Genomic DNA, 11,592 nt, shown 5'->3' with positions numbered 1-11,592 from the left:
TTACTCTGAAATATTCATGAAAAAAATAGACTCTCACCATCATTTATGGAAATATTCAACCATAGAACATTCTTGGATTAATGATTCAATGTCAGTATTGAAACAAGATTTTTTACCAAATGATTTATGGAGTGAAATGGCACAATCCGGTTACGAAGGATGTGTTGCTGTACAGGCAAGTCAAACGGAAAAAGAAACACAATTTTTGTTATCCGAAGCTGCTATAAACCCTTTTATACTTGGTGTAGTTGGGTGGGTAAACTTATGCCATAGTAATGTAAGAGAGCGTTTGAATTATTTTTCTCAATTTTCTGGATTTAAAGGAGTCAGACATGTTTTACAAGATGAAGCTGATGATCAATTTATGTTGAGAGAAGAGTTTTTGAATGGTATCTCATTCTTAAAAGAGTTCAATTTGACTTATGACATATTGATCTTTCCTAAACACCTTCCTTTTGCTATTGAATTGGTCGATAAATTTCCGGATCAACCTTTTGTTATTGATCATATCGCCAAACCAGATATTAAAAATGATGATACTACAGAATGGGCAGAGAACATTAAAAAAATAGCCTCTTTCCAGAATGTGTATTGTAAACTTTCAGGAATGGTAACGGAAGCTGATTGGAATGATTGGTCAGTAGAGCAATTACATAAGTACATTAAAATAGTTGTTGATGCATTTGGAATAGACCGAGTAATGATCGGTTCTGATTGGCCAGTATGTAAACTTGCAGGTGAATATAGCACGGTGATGCAGGTGGTGGAAAGCTATTTTAATGAGGAAGATAAGAAAAAAGTATTGGGAGAAAATGCCACTAAATTTTATGGTTTAGTATCCAAAAAAGTACAAATAAAATAATCATGATAAACACTTTATTAAAACCCACCTATTTAGCAGATGTATATAAAGATCATCATTCTTTTTCTCATGGCACTAGAATGGTACTAGGTACTTCTGGCTTAGGTGGTGTTTGGGGACCTGTTGATGAAACGGAATCAGTGGATCTCATTTTATATGCCTTAGAAAATAATATTCTATCTCTAGATACGGCTCCTTCATACAACAGGGCAGAAGAGTTTGTGGGGAAAGCACTTAAACAGTGGAAAGGAGAAAAACCATTTATTAGTACTAAAATTGGACGTTTGTTTGCCGAAAAAGCAGATGAATTTCATTTAGATTACTCTAGAGATGCAATGCTAAGAAGCATTGAAACAAGCTTAGAAAGATTAGGCGTAGATGCTGTAGATATATTGTTTTTGCATGAGCCACATATGTTACCTTATGACAAAAAAGATGATATTATTGAGACACTATCATTAATAAAAAGTAAGGGCTATGCAAAGAAAATAGGTGTAGGAGGTAATCCAGTTCCTGAATTTTATCCATTTTTTGAATCAGGTTTATTTGAAGTAGTATCTGGCTTTATGAAAATGGATGCATGTAATATGAGTGCATTTGATACTGATATTCCTTATTTCCAAAAAAATGATATTCGCTATTATGCTGCATCAGCATTACACATGGGTTTATTAGGAAGTAGATTTGACAGACTTTGTGATGAACGCCCAAATAACGAATGGATCTCAAATAGAGATGTTGATACGGCTATCAAAGTCAAGGCAATTGCCGATGAAAATAATATAGATTTAGCAGGTATGTCTTTACGTTATCTGATGAGTACAATTGAGGCTGATCGAATTGTAATTGGAGCTAGAAAAACGGAGCAGATAAAAACTACAGTTGATTATTGGAAACAAGGAGGATTAACAGAAACAGTTCATAATAAGATCACAGAATGCATTTTTAAATAAACAGACTATGAAAACAATTACTCTTAATAAACCAGGCGAATTTGAGGTGAACGAAACAGAAAAGCCATTAGAAAATCTTCAATCAGGAGAGGCTTTAGTCAGAGTTCACAGAGTAGGTATTTGTGGAACAGATCTTCATGCTTATATAGGAAAACAACCTTTCTTCACTTACCCAAGAATACTTGGACATGAATTGGGTGTGGAAGTAATAGAAGTGGCAGGGGATGTTGATAATGTAGCTGTGGGTGATAAATGCTCAGTCGAACCATATTTCAACAAAACGGAAGACCACGCAGTAGAAAGAGGTTTTACAAATTGTGGAGAAAACATTTCTGTTTTTGGGGTACACGAAGACGGAGGAATGAGAGAATACTTTAAAATTCCTTCTCAATACTTACACAGATCTAAGAAGTTAAGTTATGATCAGTTGGCTCTTGTTGAAACATTAAGTATTGGCTGTCATGCAGTGAATAGAGCTAAGGTAACATCAGAAGATACTGTAGTGGTTATTGGTGCTGGACCAATTGGTATGGGTGCTTGCCAATTTGCTATGGCAGCTGGTGCTAAAACAGTGATGATGGACATCAATCAAGAGCGTTTAAATTTTTGTAATAAAAATATAAAGGTGGATGGAACTGTAGAGGTGCATCAAGAAGTCTCTGAAACAGAAAAAAGAATAAGAGCTCAATTTAATGGAAACCTGCCAACAGTAGTGATAGATGCTACTGGAAATAAGCATTCTATGGCAAATACTCTGCAGTACACGGCATCTGCTGGTAGAATTGTTTTTGTTGGTTTATTTCCTGGAGATTTTTCTTTCCATGACCCTTATTTCCACAAGAAAGAATTAACGATTATGGCAAGTAGAAATTCATTACCTGCCGATTTCGATCAGATAATTGATATGATCGAAAATAATCAGATAGATACTACTCCATGGATCACTCATAAGGTATTATTTACAGATATCGCCAATCATTTTGATAGCTGGCTAAAACCTGAAACAGGCGTGATAAAAGCAATGTTGACATTATCATAAACAGATAAATAAGTAATGAGTAATATAACATTAGATAAATTAGAGTTGAATGAAGAGGAGCAGAATCAAAACACTGCTCCTGATTCAAAAAATGAAAAGGTGGTTGAAAAAAAGTACCTTATTCCATTTATATTAATTACTAGTCTTTTTGCATTGTGGGGTTTTGCAAATGATATAACTAACCCCATGGTATCCGCCTTTAAAACGGTGATGGATATTTCAAATTTTGAAGCATCTTTTGTACAGTTTGCTTTCTATGGAGGGTATTTTACAATGGCCTTACCTGCTGCTATTCTCGTAAAAAAATATTCATATAAGTCTGTAATCCTTATTGGTATGGGGCTTTATGCAACAGGAACTTTATTATTCATTCCTGCTGCTCAATTTCAGATGTTTGGTTTTTTCTTAGCATCATACTACATCTTAACTTTTGGATTAGCTTTTTTAGAAACTACAGCTAACCCATTAATCCTTTCCCTAGGTTCTAAAGCAACATCAACAAGAAGATTAAACTTAGCACAAGCTTTCAATCCAATTGGTTCTTTAACAGGTATGTTTGTGGCACAGCAATTTATCTTGTCAAAATTAGAATCTGCTAAGTTAAATACTTCAGGAAAGTCAATTTTTGCATCACTTCCAGAAGCTGATCAGGCTTTAATTAGAACTCACGATTTGATGGTCATAAGAGATCCTTATGTATTATTAGGTTTAGTTGTTTTAATCATTGGTATCGTGATCGCAGTGACTAAGATTCCTTCAAAAAGAAATAAAGATGAGCAGTTTAGCTTAAAAGATACCATCAATAGACTTTTGGATAATACTACGTATAGTGAAGGAGTGATTGCTCAGATTTTTTATGTAGGAGCACAAATCATGTGTTGGACATTCATTATTCAGTATGCTGAGAACTTAGGTTATTCAAAAGCTGAGGCACAATTTTTCAATATTATAGCAATGGTACTGTTCTTAGTAGGGCGTTTTATTGCAACATTTATGATGCGTTATGTATCAGCTACTCTATTATTATCTGTGTTTGCTTTTGGAGGAGTAGCACTAATGTGTGTTACCATTTTTATAGGTGGAGATATAGGTCTTTATGCATTAATTGGAACATCATTATTTATGTCATTAATGTTTCCAACTATCTACGGAATCGCACTTGAAGGGCTAGATCAAGATGCAGAATTTGGTGCTGCAGGCTTAGTAATGGCCATTGTTGGTGGTGCATTAATGCCACCTATCCAAGGAGCAATTGTAGATCTTGAAACGATTTTAGGCTACCCATCAGTGAATATATCATTTGTATTACCATTGTTATGTTTCTGTATGATCTCACTTTTCGGATACAGACGTTATATAAACTCAAAATAAAATACCATGCACTACAAAAGATACTGTAAAACACTTTCTCTATCAGATAATAAAACATTGATAGAAGACTATAAAAAAGTGCATGCTAAAGGGTTTGCTTGGAAAGAAATAACTCAGGGTATGAAAGATGTAGGTATTTTGGATATGGAGATATACCTGCATAAAACACAACTTTTTATGATCATGGATACTGTGGCTGATTTCGACCATGAGGTTCAGATGAAAATATTAGCCACAAAGCCTAGACAGTCTGAATGGGAGAAATTTGTCTCTCGTTTTCAAGTCGCAGATGAGAATGCAGATGCTGACTCTAAATGGGAATTGATGGAACGTATTTATGAATTAGATCAAAAAGAAGATCATGAACCACTTGATGGGCAAGTGAAAGAATTATCAAAATTATCTAATCCTCAACATAGTATAGAAACAGAATAAATAATGGCAAAATTTTCAAGAATTGAGGTAGTATCAAAAATGAAAGCTACTGTTATCGTTCCTGTTTTTTATAACAATGATCTTGAGGAAACTTTATTAGTTTTATCTACTCTTTATAAAGCTGGAGTTCGTGTTTTTGAATTTACTAATCGAGGTGAACAAGCAGATCAAATTTTTACTCAGTTAGTAAAAACTGTAAGAAAAGAATTTCCAGAATTAGCTATTGGTATAGGCTCTATTGTCGACGAAGTAACAGCAGGGATTTTTATTCAGCATGGAGCAGATTTTATTGTTTCACCACTCTTTAATGCATCGATTGGAAAGATTTGTAACCGTAGGAAAATAGCTTGGTTTCCAGGATGTTCTACTGTTTCAGAAATTTCAAATGCACATGAATGTGGTGCTGAAGTTGTGAAAATTTTTCCAGCAAACTCTTTCGATGCTAAGAATTTTATCAAAGGAGTAAAAGCACCAATGCCTTGGACTGATGTGATGCCAACTGGAGGAATTTCCCCTTCAGTAGAGGACATAAAAAGTTGGCTTGATGTAGGTGTCAGCTGTGTAGGAATAGGAGATAAATTAATGATTAAAGATACTGATAATACATTTGATTTAGATGCTACCTACAATCGCGTAAGGTCATTAATGGACTTTATCGAGGAATACCAAGAAACTTGTATTACAGTTTAAATAAAAGAGAGATGATGAATAAAGTTTTAATGGTGCATCCATCTGATAATGTGATGGTAGCACTGAAAGACCTAGAGGTTGCTGAAAATATAGAATATGAACAACACCATATAACAACAACTAGTCCGGTAAAGAGTAAACATAAATTTGCACTTAAGGATTTCCAAATAGGAGACGAAGTGATTATGTATGGTGTACTTGTTGGTAAAGCCACAACATTCATTAAAAAAGGAGAGGCATTAACAATACAAAATGTAAAGCATGCTGCTAGTGATGTTGTCGTAAGAGACCGAAGAACTTCATGGAACAAGCCTGATGTTTCTAATTTCAAAGATAGAACTTTTATGGGCTATCATAGAACAGATGGTCAGGTGGGTACGCAGAATATGTGGTTGGTTGTTCCTCTTGTTTTTTGTGAAAATAGAAATGTTGTAGCAGCAAAGGAAATTTTAGAAGAAAAGCTCGGTTATTCAAAAGGCCGAGATTATGATCTGGATATAGATAATCTGTTAAAAAAAATAGAAAATGGTGCTGATAACCAATCAATATTGAATGATGATATTGTTATTCCTTTAGCAGAGCAAAAGAAAAATAGAGTTTTTAATAATGTTGATGGCATAAAATTCCTTCTTCACGATGGAGGATGTGGAGGTATTCGTCAAGATTCGGATACATTATGTCAACTATTAGCCGGTTATTTAAATAATCCAAATGTAGCTGGAGCCACCTTTTTGAGCTTAGGTTGTCAAAATGCTCAGGTTGATATTTTAAAAGATGCCATTGATAAACTGAATCCCAATTTTGATAAGCCTGTTTACTATGTGGAGCAGCAAAAAAGTGTAGCGGAATCTGAGTTTATTTCTAACATAGTAAAGTACACCATGTCGGGTTTGGTAGAAGCTAATAAAGTAGAAAGAAAGCCAGCACCTATTTCGGCCTTAAGATTAGGTTTAGAATGTGGTGGATCTGATGGTTTTTCAGGAATATCAGCCAACCCTGTTATCGGTTATGTATCAGATATGTTAGTAGCATTAGGTGCCTCTCCAATTCTTGCAGAATTTCCTGAGCTTAATGGAGTAGAGCAAAGCCTAACTGACCGTTGTATCGATGAGAAAGATGCCCAACGTTTTGTTGACCTTATGTCAATTTATAAACAAAGAGCAGAAGCCGTAGGATCTGGGTTTGATGCAAATCCATCTCCAGGTAATATAAAAGATGGTTTAATCACAGATGCCATGAAATCTGCAGGAGCGGCAAAGAAAGGAGGATCATCTCCAATTGTTGCCGTACTAGATTATACAGAGCAAGTCACAAAACCGGGTCTTAATCTGTTGTGTACTCCAGGAAATGATGTAGAGTCTACTACAGCATTAGCAGGCTCAGGAGCAACATTAATTACATTTAGTACAGGCTTAGGAACACCTACAGGAAATCCAATAACTCCAGTAATAAAGGTGGCTTCTAATTCGATACTTGCAGAAAGGATGAATGATATTATTGATTTTAATACAGGGTCAGTAATTACAGGTGAAGATAGTATTGCTTCTCGTGCGAATACAATGCTTGAATATCTATTATTAATAGCAAGTGGACAAGATGAAACAAATTCTATGCGAATGCGACAGGATGATTTCATTCCTTGGAAAAGGGGTATTTCTCTCTAAAAATGTAAATCAATAGAACTTCAATAAAAACATCAGATACATGAAACTAAATAGAACAACAGCAAGTGTAGAACAACGCCCCTTAAAAGTGATACAATTTGGTGAAGGTAATTTTTTAAGAGCATTTGTAGATTGGATGATTCATGAGATGAATGAAAAGTCTGATTTTAATGCAGGTGTTGCAGTCGTACAACCTATTCCTCAAGGATTGGGAGAAATCCTAGATGCTCAAGATGGTTTATACCACTTATTATTAAATGGTATTGAAAAAGGGGAGCTTATCAATAAAAAGATGTTGGTCGATTGTATTCAACAAGTGATTAACCCTTATACAGACTATAACGAATATTTAAAATTATCAGAGGTAGATACATTACAATTTGTTTTTTCAAATACCACTGAGGCAGGTATTGCATACAATGAAGGAGATAAATTAGATGCGGTTCAAGATAGCTTTCCTGCAAAACTGACAGCATTTTTACATCATCGTTTTATGCATTTTGATGGTGACAAGGAGAAAGGTTTAATCATTTTACCATGTGAATTAATTGATCAAAATGGAGCGAAGTTAAAAGAGATTATTCTCCAATATGCTAAGCTCTGGGATTTAGCAGAAACATTTACAGATTGGGTAAACGAAGCTTGTACTTTTTACAATACGTTGGTAGATCGTATTGTTCCGGGTTACCCTAAAGATAGAATTAATGAAATTCAGGAAGACTTGGGTTTTGAAGATCAATTAGTAGTAGAAGGAGAACAATTTCATTTGTTTGTACTAGAAGGTGATCAGAAAATAAAGAATCAGTTGCCGTTTGAAAAAGCGGGTTTAAATATTATCGTCACTGATAACCAAGCTCCTTATAGAGAGAGAAAAGTCCGAATTTTAAATGGAGCGCATACACTAATGGTTCCAGTGGGACTTTTAGCGGGTATTGAAACAGTCAAAGAAAATTTGGAGAATGAACAGATCTGTCAGTTTATTGATAGAGCTATCTCTGATGAAATCATACCATCTTTACCTCAGGCAGATGATATTGTAGCATTTAAAAATGATGTATTGGATAGATTTAGAAATCCTTTTATCAAACATTACTTGGAAAGTATTTCTTTAAATTCATTCCCTAAATTTAAAACTAGAGTGCTGCCTTCAATTTTAAAGTATCATGAACTTAATGGTAAGTTACCAAAGCATTTATTGATATCATTTGCAGCATTAATCAAGTTATATGATCCTAATAATAAAATAGGCTTTGTTGTTAAAGATAATGAGGATATAGCTCAGCTGTTAAGTAATGTATGGGAAGAATATAGCGCAAACAATCATTCACTAGGAGATGTAGTGAAGAAAGTATTGTCTTACAGTAAACTTTGGGAACAAGATCTTTCTAAAATCCCTCAATTAAATGAGGGTGTCACTCATTATTTGAGAGTGATTGATAATGATGGAATCAATGCGATCATTACAGACGAGATGTTTGTTTAAGATATTCTATTATGTATGTGTGAGAAATAGGGGACCTTTTGTTGGTTCCCTATTTTTTTAAAAATAAAATCATGAAAAAAAATAAAATAATAACCTTCGGTGAAATATTAATGCGATTATCACCAATAAGAAATAAACGATTTGGACAGACCAACGAATATGAATCTTTTTTTGGAGGAGCAGAGTTAAACGTAGCGGCTTCCCTGGGTAATTTTGGACTAAATGTAGAAATGGCCTCAGTCTTACCATTGAATGAGATGGGGAAAGAAGCCCTTTATTATTTAAAAAAATATAATATTTCTACAGATAATATCTTAAGAAATGAGGAGCGTTTAGGCCTCTATTTCACCGAAGCTGCATCGATGCATAGAGGTGGTAAAGTGATCTACGATAGAGCATATAGCGGTTTTTCATTATTAGATGTAGATACCTATGATTGGGATACAATTTTTGATGGAGCAACATGGTTTCATTGGAGTGGAATAACCCCTGCAGTTTCTGAAAATTCAGCATTAATTACAGAGATTGCCATATCAAAGGCATTTGAGAAAGGCTTGAAAATTTCAGTGGATTATAATTACCGTTCTAAATTATGGAATTGGGGGAAAAGTCACGAAGAAGTTATGCCAAAGCTAATGCAAAAATGTCATGTGATGTCAGGTATTCATCCAGATGTTGATTTATTGAATGAGGAAGTGAGTGATGTGAGTTTTGCAATGTCTGGCCAAGAAATGATGAATAATTATCCCAACTGTGAGGTAGTAGTATTTTCTTCTAGAGGTGTTGTCTCTGCTGATCACCATACTTGGCAAGGAGTATTGTACGATGGGAATAAAGTATACAGAAGTAAAAAATATAATCTTACTCATATTGTAGATAGAATTGGTGGGGGTGATGCTTTTATGGCAGGCGTTATTTATGGGTTAAATACATTTGAGGATGACTATCAAAAATGTATTGATTTTGCAACAGCATCTTCAGCATTGAAACATGGTATAGATGGTGATTTTAATAGTGTATCTAAAGAAGAAGTAATGGGGTTAATCCACTCAAAAAATGCATCAAAAGTGGAAAGGTAACATCCAACCTTTTATAAAGTGAATAATATTATTAGGCATGTTCTCCCCCTATTTGCTGCAATTTTGCATAAAAATAGGGGGTATATTATTATAGACGTTATTTAGAAAATTTATTCTATATCGATTCTCACCTACTTAACTACTTTCATACTATGATTATTTTTAATAAAGAAGTATGAAACTATTAAAGACAATATCTATTGCATTTTTATGTAGTTTGTTTTCTTGTCAACAAACTAATACTAGCCAACAAGCTTTTGAACAAAAAGAAGAAACTTTTGAAGAAGATTGGAAATCTTTGGCTAAAGCAAATAAATCTCCTGATTGGTATAGAGATGCTAAATTTGGAATTTATACACACTGGGGTCCTGTTTCTGGAGCCTTTGTGAATATGGACAAAAAAGAGTATTTAGGAGGATGGCATGGCATGCTTATGTATGGAAAAAACGGCCTTCCAAATTGGAAAACTGGAGAATATCCCAAAAATAAAGATGGTTCTCCTAACCATAATCCAACGTCTAACTATTTACACCACGTACAGCAATTTGGTGACCCAAAAGAATTTGGTTACAAGTATTTAATTGAAAACTTTAAACCTACTGGTTTTGATGCTGAAAAGTGGGCTGCTCTTTTTGAAAAATCAGGGGCAAAGTTTGCTGGCCCCGTTGCGATACATCACGATAACTTTGCTATGTGGGATAGTAAAGAAACTCGATGGAATTCTGTTAACTATGGAGGAGTTGATATTTCTAAAGATTTAAAAGAATCTGTAGAGAAAAGAGGAATGAAGTTTATTGCATCATTTCATCATGCTTTTACATGGAAATATTTTGTTCCTGCACATGAATATGGAGGTGTAGATCCTAAAGATTATGATTTATACACTACACCCCATGGATATGATAGTGATATGCCAACAGAAGAGTATCATCAGGAGTGGTGGGCAAAGTTGAAAGAATATATAGACATTTACCAGCCAGATATTATTTGGTTTGATTGGTGGTTAGAAAACATGGACGAAAAGTATAGACAAAAATTCTTAGCCTATTATTATAACAAGGGCAAAGAATGGAATAAAGAGGTGGTCGTCATGTTTAAGGAAACTACTTTCCCAGAAGCTACTGCAGTAAGAGATTATGAAAGAGGTAGACCAAACCAACCTAAAGATGAAGCTTGGGTAACGGATACTTCTCCTGGTACTTGGTTTTATCGATCAAATGCAAAGTTTGTAGAAACGAATGAATTGATTGATATTTTAATCGACATTGTTTCTAAAAACGGTAACATGTTATTAAATGTTCCTCCAAACCCAGATGGTACTATTCCTCCTGAAATGGAAAACCTTTTAACAAATATGGGGGATTGGTTAGCAGTAAACGGTGAAGCTATTTATGGAACAAGACCTTGGGCGATATTTGGCGAAGGTCCAACAAGAATTCCTTCTGGAGGACATAAAATCGAAAGAGAGAAAATTGTTTACAAAGAAAACGATATCAGGTTTACAAAAAAGAATAACAATGAATTTTATGCTTTTGTAATGGATACTCCAAAAGGAGATATTGTGATAGAAACATTAAGTACTCGATATGGTATTTTGAATAACGATATTGAGAAAATTCAATTAGTAGGAAGTACTGAACCTTTAAAATGGGAGAGAACGGAAAATGGATTGATTATTAGAAGACCTGTATCGTTTCCTACTAAATATGCTCATGCTTTTAAAATTCAATGTGAAGGTTATAAAGAAACTGATATTGGAGGAGATTTAGAGCAGGCATTGTAGTGGATGATTTATACATCATATTTGTGATTAACTAAACAATAAATATTCGAACAAACTGTATTTTATATGAAGAGGTATTGATACCATATTTTGGTTGTCATACCTCTTTTTTTATGTGTGAATTTCTATAGCTAAAGACTCTTTATATAAGATTGTCTGATAAATAAAAGGATTAAAAAAGAGAAGAGTTGCTCCCATACTCAAGGTATAGAAGCAACTCTTACATCTACTTA

General features: G+C 34.2%; 10 protein-coding genes. All 10 read left to right on the top strand.

Annotated features, from left to right (window positions below):
- Positions 1-16 precede the first annotated feature (16 nt).
- Positions 17-862 (top strand): amidohydrolase family protein, encoded by an 846-nt coding sequence (locus NH26_RS09725; protein ID WP_044221271.1) that lies wholly within the window; start codon positions 17-19, stop codon positions 860-862.
- A 2-nt stretch (positions 863-864) separates the two neighbouring features.
- Positions 865-1,815 carry an aldo/keto reductase gene (locus NH26_RS09720; protein WP_052431909.1) on the top strand — a complete coding sequence of 317 codons (951 nt, stop codon included), beginning with the start codon at positions 865-867 and terminating at the stop codon, positions 1,813-1,815.
- Positions 1,816-1,822: 7 nt separating this feature from the next.
- A complete protein-coding gene (locus tag NH26_RS09715; RefSeq protein ID WP_044221273.1) occupies positions 1,823-2,854 on the top strand; it encodes a zinc-binding alcohol dehydrogenase family protein in 1,032 nt (343 codons plus the stop codon).
- A 15-nt stretch (positions 2,855-2,869) separates the two neighbouring features.
- Complete coding sequence (gene fucP / locus NH26_RS09710; protein ID WP_084812123.1) at positions 2,870-4,225, top strand: L-fucose:H+ symporter permease; 1,356 nt, start codon at positions 2,870-2,872, stop codon at positions 4,223-4,225.
- A 6-nt stretch (positions 4,226-4,231) separates the two neighbouring features.
- Positions 4,232-4,660, top strand: coding sequence for an L-rhamnose mutarotase (locus tag NH26_RS09705; protein ID WP_044221276.1), 429 nt, complete (start codon positions 4,232-4,234; stop codon positions 4,658-4,660).
- 3 nt (positions 4,661-4,663) lie between these two features.
- Complete coding sequence (locus NH26_RS09700) at positions 4,664-5,350, top strand: bifunctional 4-hydroxy-2-oxoglutarate aldolase/2-dehydro-3-deoxy-phosphogluconate aldolase (RefSeq protein ID WP_044221279.1); 687 nt, start codon at positions 4,664-4,666, stop codon at positions 5,348-5,350.
- A gap of 14 nt (positions 5,351-5,364) precedes the next feature.
- Positions 5,365-7,014, top strand: a complete 1,650-nt coding sequence (locus NH26_RS09695) for a UxaA family hydrolase (RefSeq protein ID WP_317040977.1) — start codon at positions 5,365-5,367, stop codon at positions 7,012-7,014.
- Positions 7,015-7,054: 40 nt separating this feature from the next.
- Entirely contained in the window at positions 7,055-8,497 is a 1,443-nt protein-coding gene (locus tag NH26_RS09690; RefSeq protein WP_044221282.1) for a tagaturonate reductase, read from the top strand.
- Positions 8,498-8,568: 71 nt separating this feature from the next.
- Positions 8,569-9,576 carry a sugar kinase gene (locus tag NH26_RS09685; protein WP_044221285.1) on the top strand — a complete coding sequence of 336 codons (1,008 nt, stop codon included), beginning with the start codon at positions 8,569-8,571 and terminating at the stop codon, positions 9,574-9,576.
- A 175-nt stretch (positions 9,577-9,751) separates the two neighbouring features.
- Positions 9,752-11,359, top strand: a complete 1,608-nt coding sequence (locus tag NH26_RS09680; RefSeq protein WP_044221289.1) for an alpha-L-fucosidase — start codon at positions 9,752-9,754, stop codon at positions 11,357-11,359.
- Positions 11,360-11,592: the final 233 nt, after the last annotated feature.

The sequence above is a fragment of the Flammeovirga pacifica genome, from assembly GCF_000807855.2.
In the GTDB taxonomy this organism is placed as follows: Bacteria; Bacteroidota; Bacteroidia; order Cytophagales; family Flammeovirgaceae; genus Flammeovirga; species Flammeovirga pacifica.
The sequence above is the reverse complement of the archived record's forward strand: the minus strand, read 5'-3'. Positions and strand labels throughout refer to the sequence as shown.